This window comes from Wocania ichthyoenteri Th78 (assembly GCF_000789235.1).
GTDB lineage: Bacteria > Bacteroidota > Bacteroidia > Flavobacteriales > Flavobacteriaceae > Wocania_A > Wocania_A ichthyoenteri.
Map to the genome: position 1 here is coordinate 1,138,010 of NZ_KN525716.1, position 16,607 is coordinate 1,154,616.

Consider the following 16,607-nt stretch of genomic DNA (forward strand, 5'->3'; position numbering starts at 1 on the left):
TAGAATTCTTATCATAAATAAGTTTATTTAGGGCACTAAACTTTTATTTGAGAGACTAACAATTCTATTAAAAGAGAATAAAGCTGTTTATCAAATATAGCTAAACTTCATATAAAATGAAAATGAAATGCAAAAAACATCGATTAAGCGCTGTCTTTATCAATTATTTTTCTATTAAAATAAAATAGACTTCATATATAAAATATTACTAACTTTATTGTTTAAAAACTAACTCTAAAAGTTTTTATATTCACATAGTAAAATGAAAAAAGTCGCTATATTTATACTAGTAATATTTCCAATAGTTGTTTTTGGGCAAACCAAAAAACTATACAGAAAAGCAATTAAATCTACTAATCTAAAAGAAAAAATAGAATTATTCACGCAAGTAATTGAACTAGAACCAAAAAATTTCGACGCCTATTTTCATAGAGCTATTGCCAAAAATGATTTAGGCGATTATAGTGGTGCCATTTTAGATTATTCAAAAATAATTATTTATAAACCTGATGCCGATTCGTACTATAATAGAGGCAATTCTAAATTCAGCTTACAAGATTTTTTTGGAGCTAAAGATGATTACGAAAATGCTTTAAAATTAGATTCACAGTTTTTTGATGCTCTATATAATTTGGCTTGCACTAAATATTATTTAGAAGATTATATAGGTTCAATAACAGATTTAAGTAAAATTATTGAGGTATCACCAACCGAATCTAAAGTTTATACTCAGCGAGCAAATGCGCTCTTAGCACTTAAAAAATATAAATTAGCATTGCAAGATTTTTCGCTTGCCGTTTTAATTAATCCAAATGCAGACACTTATTACAACCGAGGTTTAACGCATTTAAACATTAACTATTATAAACAAGCTAAAAAAGATTTTGATAAATCTTTAAGTTTTGATGATAACAACGCTTCGGCATATTTTTTTAGAGGCGCATCGCATTTACTTTTAGGAAAATATAAAAAAGCCATTTCAGACTTTACAACTACTATAGAATATAACGCTTTAGATTATGAAGCTATATTAGGATTAGCTTTAACCTATTACAAAGTGAATGACTTAAAAAATGCTAAATTAAATTTAAAAAAAGCTGAATCATTATTAGCTCTCGACACAGAAAAAAACATTATTATTGAATCTTTTTCTGATACCTATTGGTATAAAAAACAGTTTTACTTTTTCAAACAAAACTTTAATGAGTTAAGTAAATTGAAACTTTAGCCTTTAAACTTTAAAGGTAAATACACCAATTTTTTAGTTTCGAAAAAGTCTTCGGTATAATAATCGCTTAAATTATAAATAGTTACTGTTTTATAGTTTTGAAGCTCTTCGCTTAAATCACCTCCTTTTAAATACAAAATTCCGTTTTTTAAATCGTGGTTTTGCTTTTTAGCAATCTTACCTTTTACCCAATGAACAAACGTTGGCATTGCAGCAACAGCACGACTTATTATAAAATCGTAAGTACCCTTAATATCTTCAACTCTAGAGTGTGTTGTTTTTACATTGGTTAACCCCAAACCTTCTACAACCTCATCAACTACTTTTATTTTTTTTGCTATACTATCTACCAAATGAAAAGAACATTCTGGAAATAAAATAGCCAACGGAACACCTGGGAACCCACCACCTGTACCAACATCTAAAAATTTAGAACCATCTTTAAACTGTATTAATTTTGCTATTGCCAAAGAATGTAATACATGGCGCAAATAAAGCTCATCAATATCTTTACGAGATACGACATTAATCTTTAAATTCCAGTCTTTATAAAGTGTTTCTAGCTTTTCGAATTTTTCGATTTGGTCTTCGCTAAGGCTAGGAAAATATTTTAAAATAAGCTGCATTGATGTTAAATTTTCAACAAAAATATACTTTTTATGTGCATATTTTTACAAAAAAACGTTATTACTTCAGTTGGTTTATAACTATATTTGCCACAGGTATGATCAACTTTTTTATTTTAATCATATTTTAAATTAATAGCATGACAAAACAAACGCTTTCTTTTTCAAGAAAAGACTCAGCAAAATTTTTTAAAACTCTAAATAAACGTGTTAACGATTATTTTAAAGAGAACAATATAAAACGTACAGGAAATTGGAAATTATACATAAAGGCAATCGTAATGTTTTCTTTATTAATAGTTCCAGTAGTTTTAATATTAACTAACGACTTACCTGCTTGGGCACAAATTATTTTAATGATGGTTGTTGGCGTTGGTATGGCAGGTGTTGGTATGAATGTAATGCACGATGCTAATCACGGCTCTTTTTCAAGCAAAAAATGGGTTAATAAATTAATGGGGAGTAGCATTTATATTTTAGCAGGTAACGATTATAATTGGAAAGTACAACACAATGTATTACATCATACATACACCAATATTCAAGGACATGATGAAGATATTGATGCGGGTAGAATTATTCGTTTTTCTAAACATACTAAATGGCTAAAAATTCATAAGTATCAAAAATATTATGCCTTCTTTTTATATGGTTTGTTAACTGTAAATTGGGCTATTACGACAGATTTTATTCAATCATATCAATACTTAAAAAGAAAATTAGCATACGGCAAACTTCCTAATCCAGCAACACAATGGACAAAATTAATTATTGGTAAAATAGTATATTATGCTATCTGGATTGTTTTACCCATATCTTTAGGATTTGCATGGTGGCAAGTTTTAATAGGCTTTTTAGTTATGCACTACACCGCAGGCATCATTTTAAGTGTAATATTCCAATTAGCACACGTAATGCCTAATACCGAAATGCCTTTACCAGACGAAAATGGTAACATGAAAAACACTTGGGCCATTCATCAATTATTTACAACGTCTAATTTTTCACCTAAAAGCTGGATAGTAGAATTTTATACTGGTGGGTTAAACAGACAAGTAGAGCACCACTTATTTGCAAACATTAGTCATATACATTACAGACACATTGCTAAAATAGTTAAAGAAACAGCTAATGAGTTTAGCTTACCATACAACGAATATAACACGTTTTGGAAAGCCATAGCAGAACATTACAACCAATTAAAAGTACTAGGACAAAAACCTAGTTTAGCCTAAACTTCATATTTACCATTTAAATACATTACATGCAATTATTATCTGATAGAATTTTAAACATGGCTACGTCTGCAACGTTAGCAATGGCAGCAAAAGCAAGAGAGCTTAGAGGCGAAGGAAAAGATATTATTGGCTTAAGCCTTGGTGAACCAGATTTTAATACACCTGATTTTATTAAGGAAGCCGCAATACAAGCTATTAATGATGACTATAATTCTTACACACCAGTTGATGGGTATGTTGAATTAAAAGAAGCCATAATTACAAAGTTTAAGCGCGATAATGGTTTAACTTATACCCTACCACAAATTGTAGTATCAACAGGTGCAAAACAATGCCTAGCAAACATAGCTGCTGTTATGCTAAATACTGGTGACGAGGTGCTTTTACCGTGTCCATATTGGGTAAGTTATGCCGATATAGTAAAGTTAAATGATGGTGTTCCCGTTGAAGTTAAAACATCTATCGATACCGATTTTAAAATGACAGCAACACAACTTGAAGCTGCCATTACACCAAAAACTAAAATGATTTGGTTTAGCTCGCCTTGTAACCCAAGTGGATCTATTTACAGTAAAGAAGAATTAAGAGCTTTAGCTGATGTATTGGTAAAGCATCCTAATATTTATGTGGTTTCAGATGAAATTTACGAACATATAAATTATGTTGGTGGTCATGCAAGTATGGCTCAATTTGAAGATATGTACGACCGCACCATTACAGTAAATGGCGTGTCAAAAGCATTTGCTATGACGGGATGGCGTGTTGGATATATTGGCGCTCCAGAAAAAATAGCCCGTGCTTGTAACAAAATGCAAGGGCAAATTACAAGTGGCACAAACTGTATTGCACAACGTGCAGTAATTACAGCCTTAAACGAATCGCCATCTCGTGTACAATACATGATTGATGAGTTTAAAGTACGTCGTGATTTAATTCTAGATTTATTAAACGATATTGAAGGATTTAAAACCAATACTCCAGAAGGTGCGTTTTATGTATTCCCTAACGTAACCCATTTCTTTGGAAAAACATTACGCGGAAAAACTATAAACAATGCTACCGCTTTTTCTTTGTATTTATTAGAAGAAGCACTTGTAGCTACCGTTACTGGTGAAGCTTTTGGAAATCCTGATTGTATTCGTATTTCTTATGCAGCTTCACAAGAACAAATTATTGAAGCTATTAAACGTATTAAAGAAGCGGTAAGTTAAAAACTTATTTTATTAAATTATAATATTCTCAGACTTGTTAGGTTTTAAAACCTAACAAGTCTTTTTTAATTGAAAATATAAAGAAAAAACAATGCCAAAATTATTATAAACATCGCAAATATTTGTTTCTTTCTTATTTGTTTCTGTTCTCGTTTCATTCTTTCTTTAATTTCTTTTAATTGCTCAGGTGTTGCTTCAGGAAATTCAGCTAATTTAACATTAGAGTAACTTCCAGTCAATCCACCTCTTTCTTTTCTCTTCGATACAAGATCTCTATTATTTTTTAATGAGTTATTTGCAGCCATCATTGACCCTTCTCCTCCCATAATTTCTAAAATTTAAAAGTGAAACAATATTAAAGTTTAATATATAAATTGACACTCAACAAACCATAGTCTATTGGTTCAATTAATAAAATATAAAAGATTATTTTGAGGTAAGCTCAAAGATTATCAGTTAACAATCGTAAAAAGCTGCTTTATATAATAAGTAGCATATCTTACAAAAATGTTACACTTTTAAATTGTAAAATTATATATTACTTAAGAATAAATCGCTATAAAAATAACAGCAAATGCAGCTACTTTTAAAATCGTTTCTATACTTGAAGTAAATTGATATTGACATGTTTTTAAACGCTGTCTCATGCCAAAAAGAGATTGTGAAGTTGTATAGTTTAAATTCTTTTTTACTAGTTTTTTGTAATTAGAATTTAATAAGCCTTCTGGCTTAATGTGTTTTTTAATTACTTTAGGTTCTGGTTCTAAATCTTCTACTTTTAATACTAATTCCATGATGTTATTTTTTTAATACTGAAACAAGTTCAGCACATGTTGGTTTATATAAAAAAGACGATTAACCAATAAAAATGTTACATCATAGATTTTATAAGCTATTAAAAATCAAACACAAAGGAAGCTTAACATTTATAAATACTGATAAATATTAATTTTAAAAAAGTTATTAATTAGTCAAAGCTTCTATTTCTTTTGTATTCGAAAATTGCTAAAAATCCAGCTAAAACAAAAAGCATTATAGCTTTAAAATAATCATCAATAACTAATATTCTATCTAAATTCAGAATCAATATAACCACAACAACTGATACTAATGTTACTAATTTCTTCATTTATATTTTTTTAGGTTAAGTTTATTTTTAATTACAATACGCATCAATATTTATACCAAAAACACTATTCACCTTAAAAGATAATATAGGTTAGTGTTTGATGTTTCAAATCGAATTTATACTAGACAAAAGATTATAAAATGAGAGCGAGCTATAATCTTATAACAAATAAACGAAACCTCTAAAGGTTAATTGTAAAAAAAGAGTTAAATTATTATCTATTTCGCCAAAAGAAAGGTGTAAATAAAATAAGTACTGTAAAAAGTTCCAAACGCCCTATTAGCATTAAAAAACTACACCACCATTTGCCAATGTTAGGCAAATTAGCATAGTTATTTACGGGTCCAAAATCGCCTAAAGCAGGTCCAACATTCCCTAAGCTTGATGCCGCTAAACCAATTGAAGATTGAAAATCTATTTCCATCATAGAAAACCCTAAAGCACCAACAATAAAGGATAACATATATAATATAAAAAAGGCAAGAACATTAAATACAATATCGCCAGAAATTGATTTTGTGTTATAACGTACTGGTATAATAGCATTTGGATGTAAGGTTCGTTTAAATTCTAAAAAACCATTTTTAATTAGTATTAAATGACGAACTACTTTTACACCACCAGATGTACTACCTGCCGACCCGCCTAAAAACATAAGCCCGAAAAAAAACACAACCAAAAAAGGAGTCCACATAGTAAAGTCAGCAGTCACAAAACCAGTAGTTGTAATTACCGATAACACTTGAAATAACCCATGCCTGAAAGCACTTTCTGCTTCACCCCAAACCATAGGATGCGCAATAGATGATGCCAATATATTTGCTCTAAAATATATGATGAGTGCAGCTATAATTGTAAAAACAGTTATAAATTTAAAATAGAGTTTAAATTCTTCGTCATGTATTATTTTTTGAATTTTTCCTTTAAACGCAAAATAACTTAGTACAAAATTTGTACCAGCCAAAAACATAAAAACAATAATAATATATTGAATAATAGGCTGGTCATTCCAATAGGCTACACTTGCATTTTTAGTTGAAAAACCACCTGTTGACAGCGTACATAAGGCATGATTAATAGCATCAAAAAAAGACATACCTGCTACTTGTAATAATATAGTTTCCGCAGCAGTATATCCAAAATAGATAAGCCATAAACGTTTAGCAGTATCTGTAATTCTTGGGTGCAATTTATCGGCACTTGGCCCAGGAGCCTCGGCTGCAAACAACTGCATCCCTCCTATTCCCAGTAATGGTAAAATAGCAATAGCGAGTACAATAATTCCCATACCACCAATCCAGTGTGTTAAACTGCGCCAAAACAAAACACCTTTAGGCACTGCTTCTATATCATTTAAAATAGTAGCACCAGTAGTTGTAAAACCAGACATGGTTTCGAAAAAAGCATTTACAAAACTCGGGATACTTCCTGTAAAAATATAAGGTAACGTACCTGCAAGAGCCATAATAATCCAGCCAAAGGTTACAACAATATAACCTTCACGCTTATTCATTTCTTTTTTATGGCGTCTGGTAAAAAACATAACCAGTACTCCAGCTATTAATGTTACAATACCTGCTAAAAATAACTGCAGTGTAACACCATCTTTATAAATTAAACTAATGAGCGATGCTAGTAACACAAAACCACCATTGAATAATAGAAGTAACCCGAAAAAATGAAAAATGATTTTGTAATTAAGTTTCATGTTTTAGAGGAATAACTTTTCCACACCTTTTATAGATTTAAGTAAGCTACAAACCACTACACGATCGCCTTCTTGAATTTTAAAATCGCCTAAAGCGATTAAACCTACTCCATTTCTAATAACACCTCCAATAATTGCTGATCGCGGAAAATCAATATCTTTTATAACTTTATTGCATATAACTGATGTTGCTTTAACTTCAAACTCTAATAACTCCGCATTCATGTTATTTAATTTGGTCATGGCAACCACTTCTCCTTTTCGTATGTACCTAAAAATATTATTTGCGGCTAATAGTTTTTTATTGATAAGTGTATCGATACCGATGGATTGAGATAATTCAAAATAATCCATATTTTCAACCAAAGCAATAGATTTTTTTACACCTTTAGATTTAGCGACTAAACAAGACATTATATTTGTTTCGGAATTATCGCCAACAGCAATAAAAGCATCCATATCACTAATGTTTTCTTCATCTAACAAATCTACATTTCTACCATCACTATTAATTACTAAAACGTTTGGTAAAGCATCAGCAATATCAAAAGCCCGTTCTTTATTTCCTTCAAAAAGCTTAACATTAAATCCTTTTTCACTTAAATCTCTTGCCGATTTATATCCTATTTGTGTGCCTCCAAGAATCATCACATTTTTAATTTCTGCATTTGCTTTTCCTGTAAGTTTACAAAGTTCGTCGGCACCACCTTCAGAGGTTATAAATACTACATTATCACCTTCTTTAAACTTAGTATCTCCCCGAGGAATGATAGTAAACTGAGTTCCTGCACGTTGAATAGCAATAGGTACAAAGTGAATTTCTGGAAAAATTTTAGCCGCTTGTTTTACCTTTTTACCAATAAAAGAAGCCTCTTTAGACAAGGTTAAACCCGCCATTGTAAGCGCTCCTTCTTCAAACTCGTAGTTATCATTAAAAGAAGATGGTTTAAGCGATAATTCAATCTCTGAAGCCGCTAAAGCTTCAGGAGAAATAAGCTCATCAATTCCAAATTTGGTAAATCCAACTTCATCTTTATGATTTATAAATTCGGTATTAGATATTCTTGCAATGGTACGTTTTGAGCCTAATTGTTTGGCAAGCACGCAAACTGTAATATTAGTAGTTTCAGATGCTGTTACACCAATTAATAAATCGCTTGTATCAACTCGTGCATCTTTTAAAATAGCTATTGATGTCGCATCTCCTTTAATAACTTTTATATCTAAATGGGTATCGGCATAAGCAAGACTATCTTTATTTGTGTCTATCAGAGTAATCTCTTGAGATTCATAAGACAGTAATTTTGCTAAATGAAATCCAACTTCACCAGCCCCAGCAATAATAATTTTCATTATTTATATATCATAAAAAGTATAACAAATATACTATAAAATAAATATTGCTACGCCACTAATAGTCAATATAATATTTGCAAACCTATTGCATTATGCTTTTCTAAAAGTTTATATTTGTCCAAAATTTACAGATTTGTCAAAAATTAAACCGTACAAGAATAGCGAATTAGGAAAAAAGGAGCAGGTTACCAAAATGTTTGATACCATTTCTGGTGATTACGATGGGTTAAACCGTGTGATTTCTTTTGGAATAGATATTAAATGGCGCAAAAAAGTGGTGAAATTAGTTAAAGAAAAAAAACCAGAAACCATTTTAGATATTGCTACAGGAACTGGAGATTTAGCTATTAATTTAGCAGAAACCGATGCCACCAAAATTGTTGGATTAGATATTAGCAGTGGCATGTTAGACATTGGTAAAGAAAAGATTAAAAAGAAAGGTTTAGAACAAAAAATTGATATGGTTTTAGGCGATTCTGAAAATATGCCTTTTAAAGATAATACCTTTGATGCCATTACTGTTGCCTTTGGTGTACGTAATTTTGAAACCTTAGAAAATGGCTTAAAAGAAATACTTAGAGTTTTAAAGCCTAACGGCATTTTTGTAATTTTAGAAACATCGATGCCAGATAAAACACCTTATAAACAAGGCTACAATTTTTACACAAAAAACATTTTACCAGTTATTGGCAGAGTGTTTTCTAAAGATAGAAGTGCATATAAATATTTGTGCGAATCGGCGTCTGTTTTTCCATATGGTGAAGCTTTAAACAATATTTTACGAGAAATTGGGTTTATTAATGTTGAAGATTTTCCGCAAACCTTTGGAGTAGCGACTATCTATACAGCATCAAAACAATAAAAATGAAGAACCTTTTTCTCTTATTAACATTCCTTTTAGCCACTCAGACCTCTAATGCACAATTGTTTAAAAAAGAAAAGGTGACTTATGATGCAAATTCAGGAAGAGGCACTACAGACAACAATTTATTGCGTTGGGGCTATTTTTTAGGTATTAATAATTACGATTTTAATTTTGATTACAACGAAGATTTACGTGATATCTATGTAAAAAGAAGTCCTGGTTTTAGTGTTGGTTTAATAGGAAATCTACGTATAAACAAGTTTATAGATTTACGCTTAGAACCTGGTTTATTAATTACTACTAGAGAGTTATATTATAGTCAAACCTATTTTGAAGGTGTTCCTGATTTAAAAAATTCAGATTTAACAAGAGAGGTTAAATCTACATACATACATATTCCCTTACTAGTAAAATTTTCAACCAAACGAATTAATAATTTTAAGCCTTTTATTGTTGGAGGTTTTTCAACTGCTTTAAATCTTTCGAGTAACGAAACCAACCCGAACGATAATAGCAACGGGCAATTTAGAACCAAGAAAAACATGCTGTTTTACGAACTTGGTTTTGGTATAGATTTATATTTATACAATTTTAAATTCACCCCTTCAATTCGCGGACTTTTTGCTATTAATGACGAGCTTGTTAGAGATACAGACCCTAACAGCCCATGGACAAGTAATATTGCTAGTATGAAAACTAGAGGTGTGTTTATTAATTTTACGTTTCAATAAAAAAATTAGTTGGCAGTATTCAGTCTACAGTTGGCAGTCACTGTGTAACTTAAAATAAATCATTAATAAATACAATATTTTAATTTTTCACCAAAAACGCGAAATTTTAAAAGCCTAACATAATTCATAACTACTCCGGCTACAGACTGCAAACTGAATACTGCCGACTGAAGACTAATTCACCTCCTAAACTCACTCAACAAAATAGCAGTTGCAGTAGCTACATTTAAACTTTCTGCAGCTTGTAAATCGCCAAATCTTGGGATTGAAATTTTTTCATTTATAATAGCTTCAACTTCTTTTGAAATCCCATTGGCTTCGTTTCCCATAACCAAAACACCAGCTTTGGGCAATTGTTTATTGTATACGTTTTCGCCTTCCATAAAAGCGCCAAAAACAGGCAAACTTGTTTCATTTAAAAAATCAACTAAATCAACATAATTTATGTTAACTCTAGTTATTGAGCCCATTGTAGCTTGTACTACTTTAGGATTAAAACAGTCAACCGTTTCTTTGCTACAAACCAAATCTGTAACACCAAACCAATCGCAAAGCCTAATAATTGTGCCTAAATTCCCAGGATCTCTAATCGCATCAAGTGCCACAATTAATCCGCTTGTATTTACAGGTTTTGGTGCTGGAATTTTAAAAACAGCGAGGGCTTTATTTGGTGTAGTTAAAAAGCTAATGCGTTTTAATTCTGCATCAGAAATTAAAATTTCATCTTTGGCATCAATATTGAGTGCTTCAATCGTATATAATGCGTGAAGCGTTAATTTAGATTGTAACAGTTCTTGTATTGTTTTTATACCCTCAACAACAAAAAAACTATACTGCAATCTATATTTTTTTTGCTTTAAACGCGTTATTAATTTTATCTGGTTTTTAGAGAGCATCAAATCTTTTTTTTATATTATTCATTTTAATTTTATAAAGAAATGAAAAATATTAATAAGGTTACATCACACTTAAATTATTTAGGTGTTTTTCTGAGGAAATAATGTATTTTTGAGCTTATAATAAGCTTTATTATTTCTTTTAATTGAAACAAACCCTTAAACCATAATTTGAATTAAATATAATTTCGTTTGCAACAACAATTCTTAAAAATACTACTATTATTTTTTATTGCAGGATATGTTACATCTTGTAATACCGTTAAAAGAGTTGCCGATGATGAGCATCTGCTTGTAGAAAATACGATATATGTAAACGATAAAAAGAATAATACAGAAACTATAACCTCTTTATTGCACCAAAAACCTAACAGCAAGCTTCCTTTAATTGGTAATTTAAGACTAAACATATATAATTTAGCACGCCCAAATAGAGATTCTATTTTTGAAGCATGGCTAGACAAAAAACCTGAAAGACGCGAGCGTTTAAGAAAAGTATATTCTCAAAAACAAGTAGACAGACTTAAAGCTTCTGCTTTAGGCTTTAATAATTGGCTAAAAAAAACAGGAGAGCCCCCAGTAATTATTGACGAAGAAAAAACAAAGAAAACCACAAAACGTTTAGAGTCCTATTATAAATTTAACGGTTGGAGTAATGTTGATGTAAATTATGATATCGATAAAAAAGATAATAAACGCGCAAGTATTGATTATTTTGTAAAGCATGGTAAGCCTTACATTATAGATTCTATTACAAAAAGTATTAAATCGCCTGTTATAGATTCCTTATACGAAAAAGTAAAAGGAAGAGCTTTAATAAAACAAAATGACCAATATGTTATTCCTGTTTTAGGTTCAGAACGCAATAGAATTGCTAGTGAAATGCGTAATTCTGGCGTATATCATTTTAATCAAGACTATATTCGATTTACAGTTGATACGGTTGACACCAATAAAAAAGCAAACATTAATGTTATCATTCAAGATAGAGCTATTAGAACTCAAGATACTATTACACGAGAGTCTTTTAAAATTTATACCATTAAAGATGTAAACATTATAACAGACTACACTTATGAAAACAGAAACAAACCATTTCAAGACTCCATATCTTATAATGGCTATAAATTATACGGTTACAATAAAATTAAATATCGTCCAAAAGCATTAACAGATGCTATTTTTATTAACCCAGGTACTATTTTTAAAGATATTGATAGAACAAGAACATTTAGACATATAAACGAATTACGAACTTTTAAGTACCCAAATATTGAGTATATTGAGAAAGAAAATAATTTACTATCAGATACAATTAGGTTAACGCCTTTAAAAAAATTCGGTTTGGGTTTTAGTGCAGAAGTTTCGCAAAGCAACATACAATCTTTTGGTTTTGCATTAAACCCTAGTTTATTAATTAGAAACATTTTTAGAGGTGCAGAAACTTTTGAAATATCTGCTATTGGTGCTATTGGTGCTTCAAAAGATGCTGGCGACAATCGTGATCAATTTTTTGATATTAATGAAATTGGTGTCGATTTAAAACTAACTATTCCACGATTATTTTCGCCTTTTTATACCGAGAATATCATACCTAAATACATGTCGCCATCAACCCGAATTAGTTTATCTGCAACCAGTCAAACTAATATTGGCTTAGACAAACAAACTTTTACAGGTACATTTAATTACAAATGGAACCCAAATAGCATAGCTACAAATAGGCTCGATTTATTTAACGTACAATATGTTAGAAATCTTAATATTGGAAACTATTTTGGTATTTATCAAAATTCTTTTAAAACTCTAGAGAACATAGCGTTAAACACATATAATACGCCTTCAGAATTTATCACTTTAGATGAAAATGGTAACGAAATTTTAATCAAAGAAAGAGCGGACCCTTTTATTGATTTAGTCTTAAACGACAATAGCTTTGAAGCAAATAATCCAACAGAATATAAAACAGTAAACAGTATTGATGAAAGAAAAAAACGATTAACAGAAAACAACTTAATTTTTTCATCAAGTTTTAGCTTCACACAAGATAAACGTCAAAATTTATTTGACGAAGATTTTTCAATATTTCGTTTTAAAATAGAAGCAGCAGGAAATTTACTTGCAAACACCTCAAGACTTTTAGGTCTTAATAAAAATGAAAATAACCGTTACGAGCTATTTAATGTTGCCTATTCGCAATACATAAAAACAGAGTTCGATTATGTAAAACACTGGGATTTAGGCAGGAAAAATGTACTGGCAATGCGAGGTTTTTTTGGTATTGCCATTCCTTACGGAAACTCATCTAGCATTCCTTTTTCTAAAAGTTTCTTTGCAGGTGGCGCAAACGATAATCGTGCTTGGACTGCTTATAGCTTAGGCCCCGGAAGCTCAGAAACCACAGACGAGTTTAACGAAGCCAATTTAAAATTAGCATTTAGCGTAGAGCAACGTTTTAATATATTTGAAAACTTAAACGGTGCTGTATTTATTGATACAGGTAATATTTGGAATGTGCTTGATGATGTAGAAGACGATAGAGCTACTTTTACAGACTTGAGTTCTTTAAAAGATATTGCCATTGGCTCTGGATTTGGTTTTCGCTACGATTTTAGTTTTTTTATTTTCCGTTTCGATATAGGTTTTAAAACTTACGATCCTTTTTACAGAAATCAAAACCGTTGGTTTAACGATTACAATTTCGCCAATGCCGTTTATAATATTGGCATAAACTATCCATTTTAAATTCAAAATGAATTTTATTAATATCATCCATTCGCGTACCTCTAAAATATTATTCTCGCTTTTGCGGAAATCTTATTTTTTCAATACATAAACTATAACGTTTTAGTGCCTTTTTAATCGTTTCGCTTAATAAAAACACAACTATTTATTTAAAAATTGATTACTTTTGAAACCTACTAATTATTAATCAATTAAATAAAAAAATGGAACATAATATAAAACCAGGTGTTGCAACAGGCTTAGAAGTACAAGCTATTTTTAATCATGCAAAAGCTAATAATTATGCACTTCCTGCTGTTAACGTTATTGGTTCAGATACTATAAATGGTGTTTTAGAAACTGCAAGAGATTTAAACGCTCCAGTAATTATTCAATTTTCAAATGGTGGCGCACAATTTAATGCTGGTAAAGGATTAAGTAACGACAACCAAAAAGCAGCTATTGCTGGCGCAGTTGCTGGCGCAAAACATGTTCACACATTATCTGAAGCTTATGGTGTTCCAGTAATTTTACATACAGATCACTGTGCTAAAAAATTACTACCTTGGATTGATGGATTATTAGATGCTAGTGAAAAGCATTATGCTGAAACTGGAAAATCACTATTCAGTTCACATATGATTGATCTTTCTGAAGAACCAATCGAAGAAAACATTGAAATCTGTAAAACCTATTTAGAAAGAATGTCTAAAATGGGCATGACTTTAGAAATTGAACTTGGTATTACAGGTGGTGAAGAAGATGGTGTAGATAACTCTGATGTTGACGATTCTAAACTATATACACAACCAGAAGAAGTGGCTTATGCATACGAAGAATTAAGCAAAGTGAGTTCACAATTTACTATTGCAGCAGCTTTTGGTAATGTACATGGTGTTTACAAACCAGGAAACGTAAAACTAACTCCAAAAATTTTAAAGAATTCTCAAGAATTTATCACTAAAAAATACGGCGTTGAACACAATCATATCGATTTTGTATTCCATGGTGGATCTGGCTCTACAGTAGAAGAAATTCGTGAAGGTATCAGTTATGGTGTAATAAAAATGAATATCGATACCGATTTACAATATGCTTTTATGGAAGGTATTAGAAACTATATGGGCGAAAAATCAGAATACTTAAAAGCACAAATAGGTAATCCTGATGGCGATGATGTTCCAAATAAAAAACATTATGACCCTCGTGTTTGGTTACGCGAAGGCGAAAAAACATTTGTAGCACGTTTAAAAAAGGCATTCGAAGACCTTAATAATGTAAACACATTATAAACTAAAGTAATTTATTACAAAAACATATAAAAGATCTTGCTTTATCGCAGGATCTTTTATATTTATAGCATTCGGGTATACCATATTACAAGCGTCCTACAAGAATTTCGTTAATAAAATGACTATGCGTTACCACAAAATTAAAATAAAGCTTTAATTTTGCCGTCAGGCTTGTAGTTAATCTTGAGCGCAGTTTAAAGGGCTGTATCTTTTTGCAAAAAACAAAAAGGATGTCACTACAATCCTTAACACGGTTTACCAATATATAAAATATTGGCAAATGTAAATCTAAAATCGTAAATCACTATGTCTTGGTTTAAAAGAAAAGATAAAGGAATACAAACTAGTACTCAAGAAAAAAAAGATACTCCAAAAGGGCTTTGGTACAAATCTCCAACAGGCAAAATTGTTGACACAAAAGAGTTAGAACAAAACTTTTATGTAAGTCCAGAAGATGGTTACCATGTTAGAATTGGCAGTAAAGAATACTTCGAAATACTTTTTGATGACAATAAATTTAAAGAATTAGATGCTAATTTAGAATCTAAAGACCCTCTTAAGTTTGTTGACACTAAAAAATATCCGGAGCGTTTAAAAGCTGCTCAAGAAAAAACCAAATTAAAAGATGCCGTACGTAGTGCTGTAGGAAAATCAAAAGGAAAAGATTTAGTTGTTTCTTGTATGGATTTTGCTTTTATAGGTGGTTCAATGGGTAGCGTTGTTGGCGAAAAAATTGCACGAGCAGCAGACTACGCATTAAAAAATAAACTACCTTTTATGATTATCTCAAAATCTGGAGGTGCTCGTATGATGGAAGCTGCATTATCACTAATGCAACTGGCAAAAACATCGGTAAAATTAGCACAACTAGCAGATGCAGGTATACCATATATATCATTATGTACCGACCCAACTACTGGAGGAACAACAGCATCATTTGCTATGCTAGGCGATGTTAATATCGCAGAACCAGGAGCTTTAATAGGATTTGCTGGACCACGTATTGTAAGAGACACTACAGGAAAAGAATTACCAGAAGGATTCCAAACTTCTGAGTTTTTACTAGAACATGGTTTCTTAGATTTCATTACTCACAGAAAAGAGTTAAAAAATAAAGTAAATCAATACATTGATTTAATTACAAATCAACCATTAAGAGCATAACATAAAAAGCGACTTTTCTAGTCGCTTTTCTTTTTTATAGATTTCCTATAAAATCATTAAAAATTACTATATTTGCCGCTCGAAAGAAAGGCTTTCGTGTACATAAAAATCATTTACAATAATATTAGCATGTATTTAGAAAAAAAAGAAAAGGAAAAACTTTTCAAAAAACACGGTAAAAATGCAAAAGACACTGGTTCTGCAGAAGGACAGATTGCATTGTTTACGCACAGAATTAATCACTTAACTGAACACTTAAAAAACAATCGTAAAGATTATAATACAGAGCGTTCTTTAGTGAAATTAGTAGGTAAAAGAAGAAGCTTACTTGATTACTTAACTAAGAAAGATGTTTTAAGATATCGTGCTATAGTTAAAGAATTAGGTTTAAGAAAATAAACTTAAAAAATAAAAGACCACGCTTTTCGCGTGGTTTTTT

At 30.7% G+C, this 16,607-nt stretch carries 16 protein-coding genes; 9 read left to right on the forward strand and 7 right to left on the reverse strand.

From position 1 onward, the window contains the following. Positions 1-262: 262 nt before the first annotated feature. The gene (locus RG22_RS04925) at positions 263-1,228 is read left to right on the forward strand and encodes a tetratricopeptide repeat protein (RefSeq protein WP_034041327.1); all 966 of its coding nucleotides are present in this window, start codon (positions 263-265) and stop codon (positions 1,226-1,228) included. On the opposite strand, the gene rsmG is transcribed toward RG22_RS04925, so the two are convergent. Beyond that, positions 1,225-1,854: a 16S rRNA (guanine(527)-N(7))-methyltransferase RsmG gene (gene rsmG, locus RG22_RS04930; protein ID WP_034041328.1), complete on the reverse strand. Its 630-nt coding sequence runs from the start codon at positions 1,852-1,854 to the stop codon at positions 1,225-1,227. The genes RG22_RS04925 and rsmG overlap by 4 nt on opposite strands. Positions 1,855-1,994: 140 nt before the next feature. Between rsmG and RG22_RS04935 the strand changes: the two genes are divergently transcribed. After that, positions 1,995-3,089, forward strand: coding sequence for a fatty acid desaturase family protein (locus RG22_RS04935; protein ID WP_034041330.1), 1,095 nt, complete (start codon positions 1,995-1,997; stop codon positions 3,087-3,089). Between the two features lie 29 nt (positions 3,090-3,118). Further along, positions 3,119-4,303, forward strand: coding sequence for a pyridoxal phosphate-dependent aminotransferase (locus tag RG22_RS04940; protein WP_034041332.1), 1,185 nt, complete (start codon positions 3,119-3,121; stop codon positions 4,301-4,303). 65 nt (positions 4,304-4,368) lie between these two features. Here RG22_RS04940 and RG22_RS04945 read toward each other — a convergent pair whose 3' ends face one another. The 5 genes from RG22_RS04945 to trkA all read right to left on the reverse strand — a co-directional run bounded on the left by RG22_RS04945 (position 4,369) and on the right by trkA (position 8,493). Continuing rightward, a complete protein-coding gene (locus tag RG22_RS04945; RefSeq protein ID WP_034041334.1) occupies positions 4,369-4,629 on the reverse strand; it encodes a hypothetical protein in 261 nt (86 codons plus the stop codon). 216 nt (positions 4,630-4,845) lie between these two features. Further along, positions 4,846-5,097, reverse strand: coding sequence for a hypothetical protein (locus RG22_RS04950; protein WP_034041336.1), 252 nt, complete (start codon positions 5,095-5,097; stop codon positions 4,846-4,848). Positions 5,098-5,270: 173 nt separating this feature from the next. Next, the gene (locus tag RG22_RS17830) at positions 5,271-5,432 is read right to left on the reverse strand and encodes a hypothetical protein (protein WP_156113347.1); all 162 of its coding nucleotides are present in this window, start codon (positions 5,430-5,432) and stop codon (positions 5,271-5,273) included. A 214-nt stretch (positions 5,433-5,646) separates the two neighbouring features. Then, entirely contained in the window at positions 5,647-7,140 is a 1,494-nt protein-coding gene (locus tag RG22_RS04955) for a TrkH family potassium uptake protein (RefSeq protein WP_034041338.1), read from the reverse strand. A gap of 3 nt (positions 7,141-7,143) precedes the next feature. Then, positions 7,144-8,493: a Trk system potassium transporter TrkA gene (gene trkA / locus RG22_RS04960; protein ID WP_034041340.1), complete on the reverse strand. Its 1,350-nt coding sequence runs from the start codon at positions 8,491-8,493 to the stop codon at positions 7,144-7,146. A 136-nt stretch (positions 8,494-8,629) separates the two neighbouring features. On the opposite strand from trkA, the gene ubiE reads away from it, so the two are divergent. Both ubiE and porT read left to right on the forward strand, forming a co-directional pair. Continuing rightward, entirely contained in the window at positions 8,630-9,358 is a 729-nt protein-coding gene (gene ubiE, locus RG22_RS04965; protein WP_034045753.1) for a bifunctional demethylmenaquinone methyltransferase/2-methoxy-6-polyprenyl-1,4-benzoquinol methylase UbiE, read from the forward strand. 2 nt (positions 9,359-9,360) lie between these two features. After that, positions 9,361-10,092: a type IX secretion/gliding motility protein PorT/SprT gene (gene porT, locus RG22_RS04970; RefSeq protein ID WP_034041341.1), complete on the forward strand. Its 732-nt coding sequence runs from the start codon at positions 9,361-9,363 to the stop codon at positions 10,090-10,092. 179 nt (positions 10,093-10,271) lie between these two features. On the opposite strand, the gene RG22_RS04975 is transcribed toward porT, so the two are convergent. Further along, positions 10,272-10,988 (reverse strand): TrmH family RNA methyltransferase, encoded by a 717-nt coding sequence (locus RG22_RS04975; RefSeq protein ID WP_034041342.1) that lies wholly within the window; start codon positions 10,986-10,988, stop codon positions 10,272-10,274. Between the two features lie 192 nt (positions 10,989-11,180). Between RG22_RS04975 and tamL the strand changes: the two genes are divergently transcribed. The 4 genes from tamL (at position 11,181) to rpsO (ending at position 16,567) form a co-directional block, all read left to right on the forward strand. Next, positions 11,181-13,733 (forward strand): translocation and assembly module lipoprotein TamL, encoded by a 2,553-nt coding sequence (gene tamL / locus RG22_RS04980; RefSeq protein ID WP_034041343.1) that lies wholly within the window; start codon positions 11,181-11,183, stop codon positions 13,731-13,733. Positions 13,734-13,936: 203 nt separating this feature from the next. Then, positions 13,937-15,004: a class II fructose-bisphosphate aldolase gene (gene fbaA / locus RG22_RS04985; protein WP_034041345.1), complete on the forward strand. Its 1,068-nt coding sequence runs from the start codon at positions 13,937-13,939 to the stop codon at positions 15,002-15,004. A 306-nt stretch (positions 15,005-15,310) separates the two neighbouring features. After that, entirely contained in the window at positions 15,311-16,168 is an 858-nt protein-coding gene (accD, locus tag RG22_RS04990) for an acetyl-CoA carboxylase, carboxyltransferase subunit beta (RefSeq protein WP_034041347.1), read from the forward strand. 129 nt (positions 16,169-16,297) lie between these two features. Then, positions 16,298-16,567 (forward strand): 30S ribosomal protein S15, encoded by a 270-nt coding sequence (gene rpsO / locus RG22_RS04995; RefSeq protein WP_034041349.1) that lies wholly within the window; start codon positions 16,298-16,300, stop codon positions 16,565-16,567. Positions 16,568-16,607 lie beyond the last annotated feature (40 nt).

Coding starts and splice junctions, on each gene's coding strand:
- rpsO (WP_034041349.1), top strand. CDS start 16,298: ATGTATTTAGAAAAAAAAGAAAAGGAAAAACTTTTCAAAAAACACGGT.
- RG22_RS04945 (WP_034041334.1), bottom strand. CDS start 4,629: ATGGGAGGAGAAGGGTCAATGATGGCTGCAAATAACTCATTAAAAAAT.
- RG22_RS17830 (WP_156113347.1), bottom strand. CDS start 5,432: ATGAAGAAATTAGTAACATTAGTATCAGTTGTTGTGGTTATATTGATT.
- RG22_RS04940 (WP_034041332.1), top strand. CDS start 3,119: ATGCAATTATTATCTGATAGAATTTTAAACATGGCTACGTCTGCAACG.
- RG22_RS04935 (WP_034041330.1), top strand. CDS start 1,995: ATGACAAAACAAACGCTTTCTTTTTCAAGAAAAGACTCAGCAAAATTT.
- porT (WP_034041341.1), top strand. CDS start 9,361: ATGAAGAACCTTTTTCTCTTATTAACATTCCTTTTAGCCACTCAGACC.
- RG22_RS04950 (WP_034041336.1), bottom strand. CDS start 5,097: ATGGAATTAGTATTAAAAGTAGAAGATTTAGAACCAGAACCTAAAGTA.
- accD (WP_034041347.1), top strand. CDS start 15,311: ATGTCTTGGTTTAAAAGAAAAGATAAAGGAATACAAACTAGTACTCAA.
- fbaA (WP_034041345.1), top strand. CDS start 13,937: ATGGAACATAATATAAAACCAGGTGTTGCAACAGGCTTAGAAGTACAA.
- RG22_RS04975 (WP_034041342.1), bottom strand. CDS start 10,988: ATGCTCTCTAAAAACCAGATAAAATTAATAACGCGTTTAAAGCAAAAA.
- trkA (WP_034041340.1), bottom strand. CDS start 8,493: ATGAAAATTATTATTGCTGGGGCTGGTGAAGTTGGATTTCATTTAGCA.
- rsmG (WP_034041328.1), bottom strand. CDS start 1,854: ATGCAGCTTATTTTAAAATATTTTCCTAGCCTTAGCGAAGACCAAATC.
- RG22_RS04925 (WP_034041327.1), top strand. CDS start 263: ATGAAAAAAGTCGCTATATTTATACTAGTAATATTTCCAATAGTTGTT.
- RG22_RS04955 (WP_034041338.1), bottom strand. CDS start 7,140: ATGAAACTTAATTACAAAATCATTTTTCATTTTTTCGGGTTACTTCTA.